29 protein-coding genes are annotated in these 20,166 nt (G+C 60.4%); 3 read left to right on the forward strand and 26 right to left on the reverse strand.

The genetic code is table 11. The features are described 5' to 3' along the window. Positions 1 to 126 precede the first annotated feature (126 nt). Complete coding sequence (locus ACOKS3_RS18970; RefSeq protein ID WP_422763830.1) at positions 127 to 1,311, forward strand: tyrosine-type recombinase/integrase; 1,185 nt, start codon at positions 127 to 129, stop codon at positions 1,309 to 1,311. Here ACOKS3_RS18970 and ACOKS3_RS18975 read toward each other — a convergent pair. The 10 genes from ACOKS3_RS18975 to ACOKS3_RS19020 all read right to left on the reverse strand — a co-directional run bounded on the left by ACOKS3_RS18975 (position 1,308) and on the right by ACOKS3_RS19020 (position 8,106). Continuing rightward, positions 1,308 to 1,541, reverse strand: coding sequence for a hypothetical protein (locus ACOKS3_RS18975; protein ID WP_422763831.1), 234 nt, complete (start codon positions 1,539 to 1,541; stop codon positions 1,308 to 1,310). The genes ACOKS3_RS18970 and ACOKS3_RS18975 overlap by 4 nt on opposite strands. Then, on the reverse strand, positions 1,538 to 1,831 hold the full coding sequence (locus tag ACOKS3_RS18980) for a hypothetical protein (protein WP_422763832.1): 294 nt from the start codon (positions 1,829 to 1,831) through the stop codon (positions 1,538 to 1,540). Before ACOKS3_RS18980 ends, ACOKS3_RS18975 begins: the two co-directional genes overlap by 4 nt. 65 nt (positions 1,832 to 1,896) lie before the next feature. Further along, positions 1,897 to 2,412: a DUF2514 family protein gene (locus ACOKS3_RS18985; protein WP_422763833.1), complete on the reverse strand. Its 516-nt coding sequence runs from the start codon at positions 2,410 to 2,412 to the stop codon at positions 1,897 to 1,899. Further along, the gene (locus ACOKS3_RS18990) at positions 2,409 to 3,035 is read right to left on the reverse strand and encodes a glycoside hydrolase family 19 protein (protein ID WP_422763834.1); all 627 of its coding nucleotides are present in this window, start codon (positions 3,033 to 3,035) and stop codon (positions 2,409 to 2,411) included. The genes ACOKS3_RS18985 and ACOKS3_RS18990 overlap by 4 nt, the downstream gene beginning before the upstream one ends. Before the next feature lie 69 nt (positions 3,036 to 3,104). Then, positions 3,105 to 3,536, reverse strand: coding sequence for a tail fiber assembly protein (locus tag ACOKS3_RS18995; protein WP_422763836.1), 432 nt, complete (start codon positions 3,534 to 3,536; stop codon positions 3,105 to 3,107). Between the two features lie 5 nt (positions 3,537 to 3,541). After that, positions 3,542 to 4,471 (reverse strand): glycine-rich domain-containing protein, encoded by a 930-nt coding sequence (locus tag ACOKS3_RS19000; protein ID WP_422763837.1) that lies wholly within the window; start codon positions 4,469 to 4,471, stop codon positions 3,542 to 3,544. A gap of 12 nt (positions 4,472 to 4,483) precedes the next feature. After that, positions 4,484 to 5,995, reverse strand: a complete 1,512-nt coding sequence (locus ACOKS3_RS19005) for a baseplate wedge 1 family protein (protein WP_422763838.1) — start codon at positions 5,993 to 5,995, stop codon at positions 4,484 to 4,486. A gap of 1 nt (position 5,996) precedes the next feature. Then, positions 5,997 to 7,175, reverse strand: coding sequence for a baseplate J/gp47 family protein (locus tag ACOKS3_RS19010; RefSeq protein WP_422763840.1), 1,179 nt, complete (start codon positions 7,173 to 7,175; stop codon positions 5,997 to 5,999). After that, positions 7,176 to 7,529: a hypothetical protein gene (locus ACOKS3_RS19015; protein WP_422763841.1), complete on the reverse strand. Its 354-nt coding sequence runs from the start codon at positions 7,527 to 7,529 to the stop codon at positions 7,176 to 7,178. Between the two features lies 1 nt (position 7,530). Further along, positions 7,531 to 8,106, reverse strand: a complete 576-nt coding sequence (locus ACOKS3_RS19020) for a Gp138 family membrane-puncturing spike protein (RefSeq protein WP_422763842.1) — start codon at positions 8,104 to 8,106, stop codon at positions 7,531 to 7,533. On the opposite strand from ACOKS3_RS19020, the gene ACOKS3_RS19025 reads away from it, so the two are divergent. Then, on the forward strand, positions 8,081 to 8,641 hold the full coding sequence (locus ACOKS3_RS19025; RefSeq protein WP_422763843.1) for a hypothetical protein: 561 nt from the start codon (positions 8,081 to 8,083) through the stop codon (positions 8,639 to 8,641). The genes ACOKS3_RS19020 and ACOKS3_RS19025 overlap by 26 nt on opposite strands. Here ACOKS3_RS19025 and ACOKS3_RS19030 read toward each other — a convergent pair. Continuing rightward, entirely contained in the window at positions 8,638 to 9,621 is a 984-nt protein-coding gene (locus ACOKS3_RS19030; protein ID WP_422763844.1) for a phage protein, read from the reverse strand. The two genes, ACOKS3_RS19025 and ACOKS3_RS19030, sit on opposite strands and share 4 nt — an antisense overlap. Positions 9,622 to 9,651: 30 nt before the next feature. On the opposite strand from ACOKS3_RS19030, the gene ACOKS3_RS19035 reads away from it, so the two are divergent. After that, positions 9,652 to 10,032, forward strand: a complete 381-nt coding sequence (locus ACOKS3_RS19035; protein ID WP_422763845.1) for a hypothetical protein — start codon at positions 9,652 to 9,654, stop codon at positions 10,030 to 10,032. Here the strand turns inward: ACOKS3_RS19035 and ACOKS3_RS19040 are convergent. Genes ACOKS3_RS19040 through ACOKS3_RS19110 form a run of 15 tightly spaced genes read right to left on the reverse strand, consistent with a single transcriptional unit; the run spans position 10,029 to position 20,166 of the window. Next, positions 10,029 to 10,343: a phage baseplate plug family protein gene (locus ACOKS3_RS19040; protein ID WP_422763846.1), complete on the reverse strand. Its 315-nt coding sequence runs from the start codon at positions 10,341 to 10,343 to the stop codon at positions 10,029 to 10,031. The genes ACOKS3_RS19035 and ACOKS3_RS19040 overlap by 4 nt on opposite strands. A gap of 3 nt (positions 10,344 to 10,346) precedes the next feature. Continuing rightward, complete coding sequence (locus tag ACOKS3_RS19045) at positions 10,347 to 10,937, reverse strand: phage baseplate protein (protein WP_422763847.1); 591 nt, start codon at positions 10,935 to 10,937, stop codon at positions 10,347 to 10,349. Between the two features lies 1 nt (position 10,938). Next, a complete protein-coding gene (locus ACOKS3_RS19050; RefSeq protein WP_422763848.1) occupies positions 10,939 to 12,615 on the reverse strand; it encodes a phage tail tip lysozyme in 1,677 nt (558 codons plus the stop codon). Next, on the reverse strand, positions 12,608 to 12,751 hold the full coding sequence (locus ACOKS3_RS19055; RefSeq protein WP_422763929.1) for a DUF6889 family protein: 144 nt from the start codon (positions 12,749 to 12,751) through the stop codon (positions 12,608 to 12,610). Before ACOKS3_RS19055 ends, ACOKS3_RS19050 begins: the two co-directional genes overlap by 8 nt. A 50-nt stretch (positions 12,752 to 12,801) precedes the next feature. Beyond that, the gene (locus tag ACOKS3_RS19060; RefSeq protein ID WP_422763849.1) at positions 12,802 to 13,239 is read right to left on the reverse strand and encodes a phage tail assembly chaperone; all 438 of its coding nucleotides are present in this window, start codon (positions 13,237 to 13,239) and stop codon (positions 12,802 to 12,804) included. After that, positions 13,239 to 13,679, reverse strand: a complete 441-nt coding sequence (locus ACOKS3_RS19065) for a phage structural protein (protein ID WP_099815988.1) — start codon at positions 13,677 to 13,679, stop codon at positions 13,239 to 13,241. The genes ACOKS3_RS19060 and ACOKS3_RS19065 overlap by 1 nt, the downstream gene beginning before the upstream one ends. 16 nt (positions 13,680 to 13,695) lie before the next feature. After that, on the reverse strand, positions 13,696 to 15,174 hold the full coding sequence (locus ACOKS3_RS19070; RefSeq protein WP_422763850.1) for a DUF3383 domain-containing protein: 1,479 nt from the start codon (positions 15,172 to 15,174) through the stop codon (positions 13,696 to 13,698). An 18-nt stretch (positions 15,175 to 15,192) separates the two neighbouring features. Next, the gene (locus tag ACOKS3_RS19075; RefSeq protein WP_422763851.1) at positions 15,193 to 15,744 is read right to left on the reverse strand and encodes a phage neck terminator protein; all 552 of its coding nucleotides are present in this window, start codon (positions 15,742 to 15,744) and stop codon (positions 15,193 to 15,195) included. A gap of 3 nt (positions 15,745 to 15,747) precedes the next feature. Continuing rightward, positions 15,748 to 16,122 (reverse strand): hypothetical protein, encoded by a 375-nt coding sequence (locus tag ACOKS3_RS19080; RefSeq protein ID WP_422763852.1) that lies wholly within the window; start codon positions 16,120 to 16,122, stop codon positions 15,748 to 15,750. Between the two features lie 2 nt (positions 16,123 to 16,124). After that, entirely contained in the window at positions 16,125 to 16,697 is a 573-nt protein-coding gene (locus tag ACOKS3_RS19085) for a hypothetical protein (RefSeq protein ID WP_422763853.1), read from the reverse strand. Beyond that, complete coding sequence (locus tag ACOKS3_RS19090) at positions 16,694 to 17,077, reverse strand: DUF4054 domain-containing protein (RefSeq protein WP_422763854.1); 384 nt, start codon at positions 17,075 to 17,077, stop codon at positions 16,694 to 16,696. The genes ACOKS3_RS19085 and ACOKS3_RS19090 overlap by 4 nt, the downstream gene beginning before the upstream one ends. 14 nt (positions 17,078 to 17,091) lie before the next feature. After that, positions 17,092 to 17,361, reverse strand: coding sequence for an STY1053 family phage-associated protein (locus ACOKS3_RS19095; RefSeq protein ID WP_422763855.1), 270 nt, complete (start codon positions 17,359 to 17,361; stop codon positions 17,092 to 17,094). A gap of 10 nt (positions 17,362 to 17,371) precedes the next feature. After that, positions 17,372 to 18,370, reverse strand: coding sequence for a DUF2184 domain-containing protein (locus tag ACOKS3_RS19100; protein ID WP_422763856.1), 999 nt, complete (start codon positions 18,368 to 18,370; stop codon positions 17,372 to 17,374). 12 nt (positions 18,371 to 18,382) lie between these two features. Continuing rightward, complete coding sequence (locus tag ACOKS3_RS19105; RefSeq protein WP_422763857.1) at positions 18,383 to 18,877, reverse strand: structural cement protein Gp24; 495 nt, start codon at positions 18,875 to 18,877, stop codon at positions 18,383 to 18,385. A gap of 11 nt (positions 18,878 to 18,888) precedes the next feature. After that, complete coding sequence (locus tag ACOKS3_RS19110; RefSeq protein WP_422763858.1) at positions 18,889 to 20,166, reverse strand: DUF2213 domain-containing protein; 1,278 nt, start codon at positions 20,164 to 20,166, stop codon at positions 18,889 to 18,891.

Raw genomic sequence — 20,166 nt, forward strand, 5'->3', positions numbered from 1 at the left:
AACAGCCATGACGCCCTGAATCAGGCGTCATTGGCGTATCGCCTCGTACCACGCTGTACCTTCCCAATGACAGAAACGTAGTACATCATCCAGTACATCCAACGACCAGCAAGAGGCAATGTACTAGTGGCGCTCACGGACACCGCGGCCAGGCAGGCCAAGCCCCGGGAAAAGGGCTACACCCTTGCGGACTCGCTCGGGCTCTCTCTGTACATCGCTGACACCGGCGTGAAGAGCTGGCATTTCAGGTTCACCTGGCTCGGCAAGCAGGCCAGGATTTCGCTCGGGACTTACCCGGAAATTGGTTTGAAGGAGGCGCGTGCGCGGAGGGATGAGGCGCGCGAAGATGTTGCGCAGGGAACAGACCCGCGTGAGTCAAGGAGGGTGAAGAAGGCAGAGCGCCTAGGCGCTCAGGAGAGGACATTCCGCCGGGTCTATGACGAGTGGCTGGAATTCAGGAAAGGAAGCCTGACCGAGTCGACGGTCAAGGTCATTTCGAACGCGATGGAGCTGGATGTACTACCGGCCTTCGGCCTGCGCCAGATCGATTCGATCAAGAGGTCCGACGTGGTCACGCTGATCCGCCGGATCGAGCGGCGCGGGTCGGTTACCACCGCAGTCAAGACCAGGCAGTGGATGGCTCAGGTGTTCAGGTATGCCATCGCCACCGGCATGATCGAGAACAACCCCACGGCGGAAATGCACACTGTCACCGAGAAGATGGCGCCGCACAAAAACCGACCATTCCTCGCCTTCTCGGAGATGCCGGCCATCATCAAGGCCATTGAGGGTAGCCAGTCCGGCCTGCAGCTGCAGTGCGCCACCAAGCTCCTCATCCTCACAGCCTGCCGGCCGGCAGAGGTGCGCAAGGCCGAGTGGTCGGAGATCGACCTAGACACCGCCACCTGGTCCATCCCTGCCAGCAAGATGAAGATGCGCCGCGATCACGTGGTGCCGCTGTCGCGCCAGGCTATAGAGATCCTTCGGTCAATGCTGCCGATATCCGGCGGAATGAAGTTCGTATTCCCGAACCGCTCCGATGCCGTTCGGCCGATCGGCATCAACTACGCCGTGAACCTGCTGGATCGCTGCGGATACACCGGTCGGCAGTCGCCGCATGGATTCCGGCACCTGTTTTCCACGGAGATGAACAGCCGCGGGTACAACAAGGACTGGATCGAGCGACAGCTGGCCCACGCCGACAGCAGCGCGATCCGCGACGTTTACAACCATGCCACCTACCTGGAGCAGCGCCGCGACATGATGCAGGACTGGGCTGACATGGTCCTGCTCCCACACGCCGAGGCCTAACCCTTCTCGAAGGGCAGACCCAAGACCTTCTCGTGATCGGCCAGCGCCCAAAGCCTGGCCGCCTCGACCAGCTCCAGCATGTCGACGAGAACATCACCTCTCATCTCTCCCCGGCGATTCGCGGCATAGGCCATCTCGCTGAGCACGGCGGCGCGCCCGTCGGGATCCGTAACCAGGGCGACCTGGTCGTCGAGTTCGGCCAGCCACGCCTGCGGCAGACCGGCCATCATTCTGACCTGCACCACCACGACTGCGCGTACAGCACGCCGTCGATCTCTTCGAAGCCGGTGATGTTCATTCCCAGCTGGGCCATGCCAGTGACGCACGCATCGTGCAGCCGCGGGATGATGTCTCCGCTGGGTGTCGGGTTGAACACCCAGGCCTCAATGCATGGTCGGCCAAGCGCCTTGCTGTGCCCATACTCGATGTGCACGTCGGCACGCATCGGCTGGACCTTGCGGATCTTCTCTGCAGGAATGGCGACGCCGCGCTCTCGACGGCGAACGAGGAGGAAGTACATAGGGCACCAATACTGTATATGAATACAGTATCGTATCGACCGGAAGGGCCCCGGGCAATTGCCGCTCAGCGGCCAGGCTTCATGCCGTCGACTACCGCCTCACACGCCAGCCCAGCTATTCGACTTCGCTCAAGCGCTGTCGCGAGGCCTCCCGCCATTCGGTCAGCGTCTTCAAGCAGTCCCCCGAGCACCACGACGGCAGAGCTTCCTGCCTGGCGCTGCTGGGCAGCGATGGCACCACAGGTTGCTGATCGGCCGGCGCGCAGTCGGTCGATCTCCCCGCGCAGCCCGCCAGCAGCAGACTCAGCAGCAGCGGCGCGGCCTTGGGCCAACTCCAATTTTTGTCGTGCACTCTTCCCCTCCTCGTCCGCCACTTTCTGGCGGCGCTGTTCCTCTGTTCGAGCCTGGGCGGCAGCGCGCCGGTCGCGCTCGGCAACCTGCAGGCGGTAGTCGGCGAGTTCGCTGCGGGCGGACACAGCCTCAGCCTGGGCGACCACGACCCGGTACTGCTGGCCGCCGGCGACCAGCACCAGGGCGATCAGCCACCAGCACCAGGCCGGTACCGCGCCAAGCCAGTTCACGCCAGCACCCGCAGGGCCAGGTCATACAGCGCCAGGCGCTCGGCGGAGCCGTTAGGCGTCTTGCCGGGCTGGCCGGTGTTGATGATGCTTCCGATGTCGCGGATGCGGCCGGCGTCCGCCATCTCGTTCAGCCCGCGCTTTGCCCACCACCAGGCAGCGGACTGGGCGGCCTGCTCGGCCTGTTCGAGAAGTTCCGGCTCCGACTCAAGCGGCAGACCCAGGCCGGCGCCGGCCTCGCGGTAGTTGTCGCGCCCGGTGACCTGTAGCAGACCACGCCCGCGGAAGCGCCAGCCGTCGCCGGAGGACTCCGGGCCGTTGCCCATGCGCCCACCATAGGCCTTGTTGGCGATCCTCTCCGGCTGCCGGGCGTAGCCGGGGGCGGTCTGGTCGGTGAACCGGGAGGGCCAGGTCCGCACCAGCGCCTCGGCGCTGTAGTTCAGGCTCTCCACCAGGTTGCGCAGCTGGCCGGACTCGTGGCCGACCTGGGCCAGGAAGGCCGCCTGGCGCACCAGGCTGTTGATACGCCAGCGCACCATCGCACGATTCAGCGCGGGCAGGAAGGCGCCGACCACTGGCCGGGCCTTGGGCATGATCTGCAGCAGCTGCTGCTCGGTGATGGGCATGTGGTTTTCTCCAGGCAAAAAGAAGCCCGCACTTGGCGGGCTTGGAACGATCTACTGAAGCCAAATCATCTATTCAGGTCGCGTCGGCCAAGCAGGGCTTTCCTTCGCGAGATCGACCCGGTTTACTGCGACCCGGTATTGCTTCCATGCTTTTAGAAGGGCCACTTCGTCGGCGGTAGCCTCATCGAGATCTACTGCGTCTTGCAGTGGGGCAATCTGCGTCGCTGCGTTGACCAGCAAAGTGTTTTTTGCGGCAGCGTTCGCAGCCTGGATTTCTTCTGCAGTTGGAGGCGCAATAACCAACTCTCCGGCAGAAGATTGCTCGAAGACTCCATCCGAGTATCTCAGTCCGATGTTCGGAACATCGCCGTCCTCGACCCTCACGGCGGAAACTCCATCAGGAGGGCTCCAACCCTCTCCTGTTTCTGGGTTGTATTCGACGCCGTCCCAGGCAATCACATTGACCACAGTGCCGCCATCAATCAGTGCGTATCTGCTCATTACATTCACCACTCGATCTCCAGATATCCATCAAGACCTTTCGCACCAGAGCCGCCAGATGCAGTTACGCTGGAGTTATAAGCGCCTCCCGCGCCACTGCCGCCCGCGCCGAAGCCAAATCCAGCAAAAGCCGATGGTGAACTTCCGGATGCGCCGCGACCAGGCGCTCCGGGGGCTCCAAATTGCGAAACTCCGCCTAGGCCGCCAAAGCCACCAGAAGCTACCCCGCCCGAATAACAGGTCGTATCGGACGCGTAGCCGCCATTCGGGTATCCATTCCCCCCCTGAGGACCGCCATAGTTTGCAGGAACGGCTGTTCCGCCTGACCCAACTAATCCCTTTGAGCCTCCAAGTAAATTCAGTAAAGCCCCCGCTGACCCTAGCTGAGTATTACCACCATCAGCGGCGTTATTGGTTGCCGGAGTTCCGCCACTTCCACCCAGGCCGATTGTTACAGCTATCACCTGCCCAGGAGATACAGTTAAAGGAGTGCGGCGAACAGACTGCCCTGCACCTCCGCCAGAGCCTCCCGTACAGAAAGATGACGAGTTGGTAGCTAGGGATGATCCACCGCCGCCGCCGGCTGCACATCCGGACACCCAGATTTGGGTGACACCAACAGGCACTGTGAAGCTTCCGCTTGCGGTAAAACGCTGAATGCTCTTTGCTCCGCGAATTGCGGACTTAAACATGGCGGTAAGGGTTGCGGTTGTTCCGTCATCGACGGCGTCTTGGCCGGTCAGATCAGAAATCGCCTGAGCAACCGAGGCTGCGATGACCGAGGATTGCCGCCAGACCTTGTTGAGCTGCTGCGAGTTGGCCGTACCAGAGGTGAAGCCGTTCGACCTGGTGCTGCTGAGCGCGACATAAGCGGCCTGCGTCAAAACGTTCGCGCCAGAGCCGCCGGCGAACGACAGAAAATCGTTAGTTGCCATGAATTTCCCCTGTCAGGAATAGACATTCCCCCAGCTTCCTTGGTCGAAGCCGGCGATGTATTGGTTTGAGGTATCGAAGCCGAACAGTGGACCGCTCGTCGATGGGGAGTAGAAGTACTTTACGTTGACGCTCTGCGGCTTTGGCGTGATGTATCCGCCGGTGAGAAGCGCCCACTGGATTGCGCTTGGCGGGTCGCCAGCAAGGCCGATGGAGATTGACATGTCCTGATTGTCTACCAGGTAGGCGTAATTGCCTTTGGTGTAGGCTGTACCCTGGCCGCTCCACGTAAGTTGAGCTCCAGGCAATGGGGCTAAACCCATAGTAATTTTGCCAAAAGGACCAGCTGAGTAGTCAGTAACAGTCACTGCCGCTGAAGCTGTTTGTATATAGCTTGTATATACAGAGCTCTGTTCAAGCTGAGCTCCCCAAGCATAAATCCCAGAAATTCCATCACCAACTGACACAACTGAGCTCATCGAATAAACTCTAAAGGTCACACTGGCATTGCTGTCAGTTGTAGCAGTTACGGAAACTCTCGAGTACCCCTCCGCAGCGTCTTCAATCGATGCGACTGCGTCATCGAATCCGCTAGTGCCTTGAGATATAAAACCAACAGATTTTGCTATTAGATCAAAATTAACAATACAGCGAGCCGTGGTAGTATTTGCTCCATGCATGAACAGTCTAACGACATCCATTTCTCCTGATTTTGCAAAAATAGTCCCAGTGTAGACTATTGGAGATGCCGCCTTGGAAACTACTTGCACACACGAAGCGGAAGCAGTGGCCCCTCCGCTTGGAGCAATTAGCTTGCCTGCGGAAATAGTACCATCAGGGGCGACGGCCGCATTTGGAGTAACGATTATCCCTCCAGCCTTCGTCCAAGCGGAATTATCCAACTGCTCGCTAAACCTTAATAAGTTAGTGCGCGGAACTGGATAAAGCTTCTGCAGAAGCTGCCAATCAGTCCTGTAGATATCAGCCGATACATAGCTATATACATTCTGACCTTGATACTTAAGCTGAAATTCAGTTTGAACTCCATTACCAACACCGAACTGTTCATTGCTCGCTGTTACCGGTAAGAACGGCTCATGCCCATCAGGATTGAAAATCAGGTCAAGAACTGCCTTTGATGATTCGAGTGTTCCATCCAAGTGGTTTGCGCCGATCTTCGCTCGAAGGAGTGCGCGGTACGTCTCATTGTCGAGCACGGTGATTCCATTGTCCGGGTCAAAAGGACCTTTCCAAGCGCCCTGGTCAAACCCAAGGCCCACCGCGTCCAGGGAGAAATAAACGTTGGTGAGCGGCGTTGGGATGCGCCGCGATATCCCGACCCAGAGGCCTACGTCGTCTAGCTGGGCGTCATTGGCGAGGTCTAGGTCGAAGTCGTCAGGCAGGCCAGACACCACCTGTCTTGTGTCAAGAAAGCACTGCGATACCGCCTCGACCGTCGCCATGTACTTGGGCTTATCGGAATGCTCGCTGGTGATTTTCCCCGTGTAGTCCTTGATGTCTGGCATGTCAGGTCACCGTGAGCGCAACGCTTGATGGCGTGCAGGTAGCGGCTTGGTTGAACGCCAGAGGCACGTCGGGCGTTCCGGCGCCCCCAGGCCCGGTCAGCGTGAGCGCGGTCAGCTTGAAAGTGGTGCTGCCGGAAATGCTGTTGGCAGCCGTCAAGGCATCGGCCCATTCGACAGTGCCGCTTGCGCCGCCACCTATTGCCACCTGGTTCACGTAGTCGGACACGGCCTGCTGTAGCGCTGTGCCGATTGCTGTCGTGTACCCGGCCAGAGCCTTTATGGATACGGCCACGGTGATCGCACGGTAGGTCGGCCTGAAGAACTTGATCGTGATCGGCATGCCGTACACGTTGAGCACTGTTACCGAGGTCGTGCCGTAGGTGCCCCCGCCTGGCCCTTTCTTCGCCGCGATCGCCTGGGCAATGGCCGTGGCATCACCACCCTCGACGATGATCGCCATGGTGTGTGCAGGAATGCCATTGGCGTCGGTCGCGTTGGTGTCGTTGTCGACGGCCCCGTACCGGGTAACGCCAGAGACGTTGGCCACGGCGCCGATCGTCCCTTCGAGAACTGTTCGAGACGGAAGCGCTGTAGAGGTCTTCTGCCGCTGACGCAGGGCCGAGTCGGTCTCCACCGGTGCGCCCGGAGCAGCAGCGGCGATGTTGGACACGGTCTGCCACCCGAGCGTAGGCGTAGCGATCTTGTTGATCTGCCCGGGCAGCGCCGTTATCGAGTCTGCCGTCGAGCAAGTGGCCGTCACGGTGATCTGGCCTTCGGGCGGGATGGTTACGGACGCTGGCAAGGCCCACTTGTTGCCGGCCTGGTCCTCGGCAACGCCATTCGCTATTGGCGTTCCGGCCTGCCCTACCACCAGCACGTCTGCCGTGGAAAAGCTCGAGGCCGAACGCTTGATGCCGTTGATCTTGACGTTGCTCGACAGACCCGCGCCCTGGGCGGTAGCCGGCGAAAAGGAAAGGTAGGTGGCGATGGTCGCGGCATTCGCATCACTGATGGCCAGGGCGAGCACGCCCAGGAACTGCCCGTCCTGCGAATCGCTACCCAGGTACACATCGGCACCGTAGATCGACTGGTACTGGGCCTTGAGGAAAGCCAGGACTTCGGCGTAAGTCGGCGCCGAGATCCCCGTTGCCGTAACGACTGGTGCGGTTGACGACGCCATTTATAGAGTCTCGCTTATGGAGGTTTGGCCGTAGGCGGTGGTGATGGTGGCGTTCACGGTGAAGCGCCGAGTGCTGGCGTCGATCGAGCTGTCGTAGCTGTCGATCTGGGAAACGCCTGTCGTGCCGAGGATTCGCTTCTTGATGGCGGCGTCGCGCGTAGCGGCAGTTCGCTCGCCAAGAACCTCTGTGGTCCAAGGCGTGCCATCTGCCGTATCGATGAACCACTCGCCCTTGTTCAGCCGAAGCCTGGTCATTACGGCCTGGCCTACTGCTTCTGGGTTGTCCTTGTAGAAGTCGGCCTGCTGGTTGCCGAAGGTGTAGTCGCCGTTGGCGTCGAGCTTCCTGTAGCGCATGTCAGCCGCCTTTTACGGTGGTGGTCATGTGGGTGTTTGTCATTTGCTGATTAGGCACGCCAGTACCGCTTGATGCATGGGTGTGGCTGTTGAACAGTGCCTGGAACGTCTCGGTGACGAACTTGAGCAGTGTTTGCCCGGCAGCAGCCAGGTTGATAACTGGGGCGGTCAGGTTCACCACCGAGCTGGTGGTGATATTGATGGCGTGCGTGGTCGGGTTCACTTCAACGAAGGCCGCGCCGTCGTCGCTGCGCAGCTGAACGGCCTGCAGGCTGATGCCGCCGATCACTCGCGGTTGCGAGCGGAATCCCAGCAGCGCAAAGCCATCGGAAAGATCGTGCATCCGCAGCTCGGCTTGGGCCTGGATACCGCCTGACTGCCACCAGGAATCGATGCAGCGCGATGCGAACACCACCAGGCACTCGTCATTCGGCTTTACTGGGAAGGTCAGCGTGCACCCGCCACCGGCCGGGAACTGCACCGGGCAGTCCAGCAGCAGCGGCAAGGTCGTGAGCACCATCGAGCCATCGTCGGCGGTCACGAACGACTGAATGGCCGGCTGGACAACGCAGGTCATCGCCGTCGCGTTAAACGACTGGATTATCCCGGGCAACGCAGTCCACAATTTCGATTGGGAAGAGCGTTGTGCGATCTTCAGGACGCTCAACGGATCGTCTAGCTTTTCTTCAACATTCAAGGAGATCACCGTGAGGAGAATATTAATGGCTGGGCTGCTGGCTGCTTCGTCGGCTGTTTCTGCCGAAACGATGCTTGTTGCCCCATCAGGAAGTCTTTGTGCTGGGCAGACGGTGACAAGGGACAGTTTTTTTAAGTTCCTGTCCACTACACAGAAATGCGATTTGCCCATAGTTAATGCTGAGCACATGCGGTCGTTTAGGGATGCGACCCCGAAAAACGCCATAGTCAAAATGGCAGAGGGCAAAGGATGCTGGGGGAAAACGCTTGGAGGAGACGCGATTTTTATCTACGACGACGGAAAGACCTCGACAATGCCAATGGCTGTTTTCGCCGAAGTTGATTTCGACTATTCCGGTAAGGGAAAGGTTATTTCTTCGGTAAGCCAGCAGAAGGGATGGACGAAGTGCCATTAACCGTAAGGCTTCACAACTCCAGGCCCAAGAATTGCTCCTGGGATACCAACGGCGCTATCTATCATTGCCTTGTTGGTAAGAGTCGCATCTACGGAAATGCAGATGACCTCTGTGTACCATTCATTGCCGCGGGTGTCTCCATAGCTGTCGGCGATTAGCACCTTGTACAGTCCATCCGCACTCAAATCGTTCTGAATTTTTTGCTTAACGACCTCTGCCTCCTGCAGCTGGCTGGGGTCATAGCGGACTTTTTGAATGCTCGCATTGTCGATCTTGAGCAATCGCCCGATCTTCACGCTGGGATTCAGCAGCATGCGCACGTTCACGCCATTCTGAGTCTGCTCCGGCAGCCCCACCATGCCAGTCTGGTAGCTCACCACGATAGCCTCGCCTGGCAGGTATGCGGTATTGGGGATCAGCGTCATCTTGCCGTCTTGGATGCTCCAGCTGACGTCCTGGGTGCGTCCCAGGTTGTCCATCACATCGCGTGTCAGGCCGAACATCACCTTGCCGCGCGGCAACTTGTTGGTTGATAGCGGCCCGGTTTCCCCCATGCTGACGCCGCGCCCTTCCATTGCCTGGACCGCTGCCTTCAGGTGGTCCTGAGCTGTTGAGCCGGCCGCCAGCGACATGTTGATCACTGACCAGTTGTAGGCGCTGTCGCCATCGGCAGCAGTGATGTCCAGGTAGGTATCGGTCTGGCTCTCGCGCCCGCGCCGCACCTGCTTGATGGTGCCGTCGAAGATCACCCCGTAGTTGCCCGCATAGCCAGCCTGCAGTACAACGCGTCCGAACTCTTTAAGCTGGGACTTTCTTGCCGTTTCGGCGCTGACGTTGTACACCCGGATGTCGGCGGTGTTCGGGGTGCTAATGGTGCCGCGGCGAACAGCAAAACGAATGCGAAGCTCTGAAAGATCGATGGCCTCGGTGTCGTTGCCGATCTTGAGGCTGATCTGGCGCAGGTATTGGGGTACGCTCATCGGATTTTCTCATCAACTCTGGTATATGCCATGGATAGAGGCCCGCTGCTGATCATCGCCTTCGCTGTTTTTGCCATCGTTGTAGTCGTCACTCTTCTGCAACGTTTGCGTAAACCACGACAAGCAGTTTCTGAGGCGTACGGCCCGAAACCTATAGATGAAGATTCGGCTAATCCGACGCTGCGGGATAAATTCATAAGCTCGTTTGAACGAACCAAAGTTCAATCCAAGCTGGCAGGATCAAAGCGATATCGCTGGATCACAACTGGTGACGGCACGGTTTGCGAGTACTGCAAATCAAAGTCCGGGAAGCTTTTCAGCTGGGACTATAAACACGAGCATCCTGGTTACCACAAATGTTCAGATGTCGAAATCTGTCGCTGCTATGCAGAGCCGATCATTCCTGACTAATCCTCAACCCACCAGTACAGATGCGAGCCGACCCCGAGATTTTCGAAGGTCGGCACCGCATCGGGATTGTCAGTGGTCTGGCACCAAAGCACGCCGCCCAGGCCAAGGTATTCGTACTGCTCGAGCAGGTTGGCACCGGTCACCAGGGGGATACCCTGGATGATCTGGTTGCCGTTCGCATCCGCGATATCCAGCACCCATCCACCTTGCTCGGCATTCCGCCAGACGACCGCCAGGCGGTACTGAACCCCTGACAGCGTGATGCTGAAGCGCTGCGGGCTAGGCGTGAGCGGTATTTCGAAGTTGGCCATTGGTCACCCATTCGGCGGCTGCCAGCCTCCAGGGGCCGGGTAGGACTGGGCGACCTGCTTGTCACCCATGCTCTGCGTTTCTGCTGTATCTGCCGGAGATGCCTGATCACCCCGTGGCGGCAGCGTGGTGGCCGCAGTGTTGACGATCAGCACCTGGCGGAACACGGCGGTGACCATCAGCGTGTATTCACTGGTGGGGTCGGTGGTCTGCGTCAGGCTGCGCATCAGCATGTTCGGGTAGATGCGCTTGCCGGTGGAGACATCGAACGGCTGCCGGGACTCTTGCAGAGCCAGCAGCTGGTTGTAGACGCCAGACACATAATCCGAGCCGAACGCATCGCCCCCGGTAAGAGCCGAGAACAGGCCTTTGAAGCTGTCCACCACCCCGGCAAGACTGGCATTGCTCCAGCCGCACCGGATCACTACCTCGGGATTCTTCTTATAGGCGTGGTCCGTTATTTCGGCGCCCTGCTCAACCGGATGGTCGGTGATCTGCAGTTCGTCGGTACCGACCTCCTCCAGGGTGACATGCGCAACGATGCTGTCGATGGAACGCTTCGCGTCGATCGTGATGAAGCCTGCAAAGTTGGGCATGTCAGTTCACCGGGCTGCTGAGGTTGCGCTTCATATCCTGTGTTACCTGCTTTTGAGCACCGCTGACGGCACTTGCAGTTGCATTCGGATCAGTGGCTCCATACACGTTGATCGTCGTACTTTGCGTAATCCCTGCAGCAATGGCGCCTCGATTAGCCGCCTCCCTGGCCCGCGCCGCTTCACGCTCCTCCGGCGTACTCCCGCTGCCTGGTCGTTCGTAATAACGAGACACGATCGATCCGGCATCACTGGAGTTACTTGCGGCCCTCAGTAGCTTGCCAGCAGCAACTTCAGCGCCCTCAGTCAGCTCGTATTGGATGAAGTTCAGCTGGTCCTCAAGAGTGGACTGTCGTATGTCCTTCCCGGCCCAAGCCTTGAAATTGGCTTGTCGATCTGGATGCCATTGCGCAATCCCATAGGCTTTACCATTGTCACCGACGGCCGTCGGATCAAACCCGCTCTCTACCGAAAGATTCGCAACGATCCCGGCAGACTGTTCCCTGGTCCAGCCAAGCCCCTGGAAGTACTGCAGGATCATGTTGCCCATATCGGTGCCGCCATTGATTTCCCCGGCAGCAGCATCCTCATTGGCGCGTCTACGCCTAACGATCTCGTCCTCACCATCATTGAGTGACGGCGAGTAGAGTGCCGCCCCTAGCCCTGCGGCAAGGCTCCCTAAAGCTCCAGCGCCGGCAGCTGCGGTGCCTGCTCCACCAATTGCACTTCCGAGCCTCACGAATGCCGCGGCAAGATTCGAGATGCCCGTCACGACGCCGAGGGCACCGATTGTGTTCAGGATGCCAACCAAAATCAGAAGCCTGGTACTCCAGCCGTCAGTTGCAGCATCAAGGTCCACGAAGAACTGCCAGATCTGCTTGAGGTATGGACCCGCTTTCTCTGCGAGATCAAGCAGTTTTGCGATAATGTCGGCCAAGCGATCGGCGACCATCGGAGAGTTCTTCTCGAACCATTCCGAGAAACTCTGAAGCTCCGGCCCCAGCTTTTGCATCAAGGATGCCTGGAGCCTTACCGTGAAGCTTTCAAACTGGATCATCAGCCCACGTAGCGCTTCCATGAACGCATGGGCGTCCTTGGTGGCCTGGTCAAGGCCGCTGCCAGCCAGTCGTTTGCGGTTCTGCTCCAGCTTGCGCCCGAAGTCGCCGCTGATGATGGCTCGCAGCGTGTTGTCGTCGACACCAAGGATTCCGGCATATTGCTTGGCCTGGTACCACGGCATGCTGCGCAGGCGATTGCCCAGGCCGACCATCAGGTCGGCGGTATCACGCAAATTCCCGTTCACGTCACGGGTCTGGACCCCGATCCCCTTCAGGAACGCTTCGCCACCCGGGTTCTCGCGCAGAAACCGCGCCATCGACTCCAGCGACCCGCGCGCCTCGGACGCAGACGCGCCAAGGTCTCGAGCAGCATATTCAGCCGACTTGATGCTGGTGGCCGACGCGCCAACCCGCTCTGAGGCAAAGTACAGACCCTCCAGGTTCGATGCGAACGCTGAAACGCCCGCCGCGACCGCCAGCGATGCGCCGGTGATGACGGTAACCAGGTTCTTCACGGTCCGAGTGGCGTTGTCGACACCATCGGTGAAGGACTTCATGCCCTGCTTGTCTACCTTGAACCCAAGGGAGACAAGGAACTCCTTCATGACGTCCTGATCAGCCATTGTTTCTCTCCGCGGCGAGGCGCATGCGCTCTTTGTTTTCAGCGCGCACCAGCAGCGCGTCGTTCATCTTGGCGATGTCAGCCAGGTCGAGCGTTCCGTCGAGCAGCGACTCATACCGGCACATGCCCTCCATCACGGGGAGCAAAAGCCAATCCTCATCGCCTGGAAGATGGGCAAGCTCTACGCTCAGGCCTGGGGAGTGCTCTGCCCGGAAAGCATCCCTTTGAAAAAAGGGCCAAGCGACTCTTTGATGACCCGGAAACACATCTGAATCATGGTGCCCAGGTCAATGTCATCGAACATGCACACGGAGCCACGGGCGCTCCAGATCGGCGCCCACGAATCACCCTGTTTGCGCTGGATCACTCCAAGGCATTTCGACAGGATGAATTCCGAGGACTCGTTGTCCATGTTGGCGATGCCTTCGGCGAATGGGGTGACCAACTCCGCCATCCCTGTGAGATCGCCGCTCAGCGGGCTGCCGCCGCCGGACTTCTGCAGTTTCACGAACACCGGGATGAGAGTCGGGATGATCGGCGCCACCTTGCGGGACAGGTGCCATTGGTCGAAGACCGACAGCTTGCCTATCCTGTAGGTGATGCCGTTGAGGTCGAATTCACTCATCAGTAGGTCCCCAGAATTCCGTCAATTTTCACGGAGTCGAATACCCATTCGACGATATCGCCGTCTTTTCGATAGTTCAGGTCCGGGCGCTTCTTGAAGGCGCAGGACCGGGCTACCGTGGTGTCGCCGCTCGACGAGTTGGTGATGGTGATGAGGTTCTGACCCCAGAGAGACGAACTCAGCGACTGGGCGTCGTAGAGCGCCATCAGCTGGGCGTTCTTTGGGGAGGTCTTGAGCAGACGCACCGTGACCTGGCCGGATTTGTCGGCGTGCAGCGAGTGCATGCCCTCGCCGTCCGCGCCGATGGTCATGGTGTTCTTGTCGTTGGCCGCGACGATCGAAATACCCTCTTCGGCGTTCGCAGAGCCCGAGCCAAGGTCGATGACCGCTCCGGCGCCGACCAGCGTCGCGTTTACATCGAGGAACGAATAGGTTGCCATGAGTGATCAGCTCCGATCAGCGGTTGACGTTGATGATGACGTCGACGAAGTGGACGGCACCGGCCAGCTTGATGGCTGACTGGATGACCGGGGCTTTGCGCGCCTCGCGGTCGGCCTGGGCCTGGGTGGAGATTGGCGGTGCGTAGGTGTAGTAACCGGTCGACAGGTATTGGCCGGAGGTCAGCGCGCCGAATGCAGGGCCATTCCACTGGCCTGGCGCAACCAGGCCGTTGGTTACCGCCTGCTCCAAGCGCTCGTTGACCGTGGTGACGATCCGGTTGATACCGGCGTCGGTCTGGGGAATCTTGGTGGTGCTGGTGTAGAGCAGGTTGTAGACGGCCGTCTGAACATCGTCCTGCAGCCAGTCCAGGCCGTGCACTTCGTCGAAGAAGAATCCGTTGGACATCACGCCCTCTTGGATGATGGCGGTGTCGTTGTCGTACTTGACGAACACGTTGCAGTTCTTCGCCTTTAGCGCGGCGGCCTGCGTCGTGTTCAGGCCTTCGGCGGTCACGCCTGGCTCCTGCTTGAACTTCAGGGTGATGGTGGTGTTGTTCCCCTGGAAGTTCACCGTGAAGGCGCGGCCGAAGATCGAGGCGACGGCATAGGCACTAGAGCTTGAGTACTGGCAGAAGGTTCGCTTGTAAAGCGCAGCCTTGAGCTTGTAGGCGATGTCGGTGGTACTGGTGCCGTCCAGCGCCAGAGGGTTCTGCGTTGTGATACCGAAAATGCGAGACGGCGATGCGCCCTCGATGAACGCCGACACCCCCAGAAGGTCAGCATCGGTCGGCGTAGCGTCAGCAACCTGCAGGCCGTACCAGTTGGCCGACATGCTGGCCAGCGCGGTAACGCACGACAGCAGCGTCTCGGCGACGATGCCGTTTACCGGGGCCGACGCCACACCAGTGACCAGGCCGAGCAGTGCAGACACGTCAGTGCCGGCCCCAGTGGAGCTTGCGTAGGTCAGGGTCGATGTCGCGCCAGTTGTCGGGCTGGTGATCTCGAAGCGCGAGAAGTTGGCATTCCAGACGCAAGTGGCACCCGCTAGGGCCGTGGTGATGATCGACGCGACGGCGTTCAGGTTCGCCGCGGCGCTGAAATTCAAGGCCGACAGAGTCTTCACGGTGCCGTCGACGGTGATCTTCATGGAGCCGGTGGTGATGCTGGTGAAGTTCGACATCGCCTGCTGTGCGGTCGAAAGCGCGCCACCATTCAGGCGCGCCGACGATGCGGCTTTGGCCCAGCGCCCAATGTACAAGATCGCCGGTTGTGGCGACTGGCTGAAGAACAGGCTGGCGGCTAGGTACTCGGGAGCCGTGGTGCCGAAGTCGGTGGCTACCGCAGTGAGAGACGAGTACTGGCGGATGCGTTCGTTGGTGTCGATGACGCTGGATGCCCCCAAGATGAGCAGCGCGCCGAAGTCACGGAGGGCGGCCGCCAGTGGAGACATGACAACCTGGACGTTGACGACGCCCGAAACGGCAAGAGTAGGCATTGAATTCTCCTGGGATGGTCAGCCGGTGGTGATCGTGGGATCGGCGGAAAGAATGTTGAGCACTTGGTAGGTGCGGGTGATCTTCCTGCGAAGCCGGATTCGCAGGTCGTAACGGCGCACCCACTGCTGGTTGATCAATTCTGGGGCGGCGATTAGCTCGCCAGCCTCGACAAAGGCCATGTCTTTGGTCTTGAGGGCCTCGCTGTTCTGCGGGACATACATGCCGTCGCTGAGGATCTGGCCATAGGCCTGGGCGTTGGGGCCGTAGAACGTGGCCAGCAGGATGATTTCCTGGTGTCGCTGGTAGGTGTCGTGGCCATCTTCAATGCCGACATGCTCGATTGCCGAGTTGGCGTCCTGCCTGGTGTTCATCACGCCGATGGCGCACCAATCGACATTCGGCTCTGGCTGCTTGGGGTTCCCTGGCTGCCAGCGCGGCCTGACGTACTTCCCGGGGATTCCCGTGACGCCCGACACCATCGCCTGCAGATCGTCCTCAAGTGACTCATCCGTGGGCGTGGGGGCGCCTTCCGGTGCCAGGTAGCCACCGGTTGCTGATGTGTTCGCCATGGGTTATCCCGCCAGGGGTAGAAGATCGCAGTAGGCCGCCACGAATCCGCGCCCGAAGTGGCTGTAGTCGTTGACGTTGGCCACGGTGTAGTCCCGCCCCTGCCAGGTCACGACGTCGGCAATGCTGTCTTCGCCGTCACCGGCGGTAAGCCGGAACATGGTGTGAATGGTGATGGAGCCCTTCTTGCGCTCGCCGCCGGCAATGCGTTCGAGGATGTCGCCATTGTCACTGGTAACGACCCCGCCAAATGTCGTCGAGGACTGCACATTGGTGGCGCGGCCGTTGTCGCCGACGGTTTGAGTGGAGCGCTTGCAGACCAGGCCCATGTCCATGAAGTCCGGATCAAGCAGGACCTCTGTGACATCGAGCAGGGCCATGGCTATTCCTTCTTGCGGATGACGTAGGTGATGGAGTTGCGCAGCTGGCCGGTGTTGACCAGCGGCTGGATGCCGGCCTGCTCCTGGGCCTGCTCAGGCGATGAGCCTGAGGCGATCAGTTCCAGGTAGCGCTTTTCAGAGGCGCGCATGGATTTGGTCCCGCGAGCCTTATGCCGATTGCGGATAGTGCTCGGCGCCAGAGGCGCGAACTCGCCGGAGTTGAGCTTGTTGCGCGCTCCGGTCGAGGCGATGAGGCCGGCCGCATTCAATGACTGCTCAACCTTCTCGCCCTGGCCGTTCAGCGCAGCCCTGGTAGCCGTCTGCAGGTGATTGGTAATACTGGCCCGCTGATCCTCCACCCCGGGCTCCAAGAACGGGCGCGCCGGGATGTTGGCCTTGGGCGAGCCGTATTCGTGGATGTAGCCGAGCTGTGCATTGTTCAGCGGTTGCCCAGGTTCATCGTCGTTGCGCTCCGCCTCCGTGGCCGGGATGCCGACCAGAACCTCCTGGCCGGCCAGCTTCTGGATGGAATGGAGCACCTTGGCAACGTTGTCCTTGGTGACCTTCAAGCTCATAGCTGGAATCCTCCAGAACCGATCATCCGGGCCAGCTGCAGCAGCTGGATGCCGTAGGTGGACAGATTGAAGAACCCGCCATCCTCGAGCGATACCGCGCCGCTGTCGTAGCCGACACTGACCTTGTCCACCGACTTGCTGTTCACCGGCCCTTTCACCTGGCCACCAGCGCCACCGGCAGCAGCGGTCTGCTGGTTGCCGGCGGCTACGGTCAGGTTGTGGGCGACGAACAGCTCGATGCCGATGTTGAGGTAATCGCACCAGCGGTCAGGCGGCAGGACATTGATTGCCAGGCCCATCCAGAGATTCACCGCCGAGTCAGGATACTTGGTGGTATCGGCGAACTCGGGGAAGTCTTCGCGGAACTTGGCAGCATCCATGGTTCGGTCCTGTATCAGGCGCTGGCGTTGGCCTTGGCCACTCGCTCGCGCAGGGTTTCGAGCTTGATGTTAGCGCCGACGGTGATGCCCTTCGCTTCGAGTTCAGCCAAGAGGCGCTTCTTCTCGTCCTCTTCGGTTTCATCGACGACCTCGGGTTCGAGGTGGGCCTGAACAAACCAGTGATCGACATACTTTTCGTCGATCACCTGGGTGCCTGCCGCGAAGTCGATGACACCGTCAGTGGTGTTCAGCTTGAAGGGCTTGATGACGTTTCGCTTTGCCATGATGAAGCCCTCAGATGCCGTCACGGTAGCCGATGGTTTCCGGGTACACCACTTCAACCACGCCCAGGCGGCCGTAATAGGTGGTGATCTGGCGGATGCCACGGTATTCCAGCGGGGTGCGCTGCAGCGGCACCATCGGGAAGCGGATGCGATCCTGCTCGTTGGTGTACGCCATCATGCGGTTGGCGTTGCTGACGCCGCGGTTGGTCAGCCACTTCAGCGGCTGGATGTTCAGCGGCGTGCCGTTGATGGAGTTCGACAGGCTGTTCACGCGCAGGAACTCGAGCACCGAGATGTTACCGGCGTCGGACACGATGCGGCTGACCAGCTGGCTGTAGGCTACCGGCGGCAGGCGCAGCTCACGCGGGCAGATGGCGAAGCCCGAGGCGGCCCATACGCTGTTCAGCAGGTCGTTCACGTCGGCCAGGATCTGCGCCGGAGTGGCGGTTGCCCAGCTGCCGGTGATGGCGTTGCTGACGTTGGTGACAGAAGCGGCGTTGGTCATGCCAGTGACGCTCAGGTCTGAGTCGCCAACATAGACCATCTCGTCGATGTCCATGTTGTGCTTGAGCTGCATGCCGGTGAACTTCTGCGAGTCGACCGGACGCCCCAGCTGCTGGGCCGAGGCCAGCTCAGGCAAGGTCCACGACAGCTCCATGCCCCACAGGGTCAGCGGGCTGGCGGTCTTGCCGATGTCCAGAGCCAGCGAGGCGATCGAGCTGGAGTCCTTGCCGATCCAGGCCTTGCCGTTCGGGCTGGTACCGCCGACGGCGGCGAAGGTGCTGTTGGTGAAGCTGGAGAGCTCATCAGCGATGGAAACGTCTTCGCGCAGCATGATGTCGCGCGACCAAGTGACCGAGGCCAGCGGGCCGTGCAGGTTCTGGTCCAGGCGCTCCAGTTCGCCGATCAGGAAGACGCCGGTGGAGTCGATGGTGGCGGCATCGAAGGTCATCATGCCGTCGCGGGTGTGGGCGCGCTTGATCGAGCGCGGCAGAATCAGGTTGCTCATCTAGCGTTCCCCTTAGATGTTGTAGGCGATTTCGACGTTGCCAGATGCATCGGCAGCGCCCATGAAGGTGGCCGTGGTGATGGCCACGGTGTTAGTGCTGTCGGCAGCGGCTTCGATGCCGCCGATGGGCTTACCGGCCGCAGCGGCAGCCACGCGCACGTAGACGGTGCCGTCTTTGGCAGCGGTGCCGGCGTTCAGCTTCACGGTCATGTAGCCGCGACGCAGGACGTCAGCCACGCCCCTGGTTGGCGGGGTCGAGGTTCCCAGCGGATCGGAGCCGGAGCCACCGGTGATCGGATACGGGCGGACCAGCAGGCCGTATTCAGCGCCAGCGGTATCACCGGCACCGAACGGCACGAACTTGTCGCTGGCGATCTTGCCGAACAGGCCGAAGCCTGCGAACGGCAGGGACGGGTTCAGCATCACCGGCTCGATGGTGGACTGGCTGGCACGGGTAACATCACCAGGGATGCCCGCCGGCATGCGGTAGAGAAATGCGTTGCTCATCGGGGATCCCCTTACTTGTTCCAGAAGGCCTTGTTGGCGGCGTTGATGTCGTTGATCGACCGCGTGCGGCCGAAGTCCTTGGTGGTGGTCGAGGTGCGGACGCCCTGGTTGTTGTTGCTGCGCTTGGCCAGCTCACTGGCACCGGTGAACGCGGCAGACACCTGGTCAGCGGTCATCTTGTCTAGCGCGCGCCCCATTAGGAACGGCTCGACGATGGCCTTGCCGCCTTCGGTATCCATGGCCTTGCCAAGGGCTTGGCGCTGGCAGGCGCAGATGTGATCGGAGGTCTTCACCTTGGCGTCGCGGGTAGCGAAGGTGATGCCCGGAGCGAGGATCTCGGCGCGGGAACGCAGGTCGGTCAGAAGGGCAGCGTCGCCGGTATAGGTGGTGCCGGTGGCTCCTGGGTTCGAAGCTGCCGGCTCGGCTTCCAGGACGGTATCGGTGGTCTCGGTCTCTTCCTCGTCGTCGTCCTTGGTCAGCTCGTCCATCTTGCCTTCCATGTCGCCGACACGGGCGCCAAGGGCATTGACCGCCCTGAGGATGGCGTCGAGGGTCGCGGCGTCACCGGTCTTGGCTTTGCCCTTGTCCTCTTCTTCCTCTTCCTCGTCTGCGGTTTCCGCTTCCTTGGCCAGGGCCTCGGCTGCTTCAGCATCCTTGGACATGAACGCCCGACGGAGGCGATCGGCGAAGCTCAGCTGCTTTTTCTTGCTCATGGTGTCGGAGTCTCCGATTGCGCATCGCGGGCCACAGCGGCCGCGCTCTACCAGTGCTACGTGGTTGCCCACGATGTTGGTCTGGCGGCCGCGACCGACTGCCAGTTGTTCGTATTCGGCGTCATAGCCGCAGGACACCTGCCGCAGGCCGTTGCGGACGTCTTCGATGGCCTGGGCGTCGGTGATCAGCAGGTCAGCCAGCATCAGGTCGTTCTCGACCCCGTCGCCTCGGCGCACGTTCTGGGTGATCCCCATGCTCAGCTCGCGCCAGTTGCCGGGGTTCACGAAATCTTCAGGGTGGGCCAGGGTGACCGGCTTGCCCTCGAAGCTGGCGATGGTTTCGATGCGAAACACCTCGTCAGCATTGCGCTCAATGGTGACCAGGCCACCGGCCCCGCCTTGGATCAGTGGCCCCTCATCGTTGACTAGCTCGCTCTCGTCGTAGAGCAGCGTGCCGATCCGGGCGATGGGTACGGCCTCGCACAGAAGGAAGCCTTCGGGGGTCATGCTCTGCCGCGCGCTCAAGCGCTCAGGCGCGAACCAGCGCCCGGCCTCGTCCTGGGTACGTGCTTTCAT

Origin of the sequence: Pseudomonas sp. HS6-2, assembly GCF_049325675.2 — a bacterium.
Lineage (GTDB): Bacteria > Pseudomonadota > Gammaproteobacteria > Pseudomonadales > Pseudomonadaceae > Aquipseudomonas > Aquipseudomonas putida_N.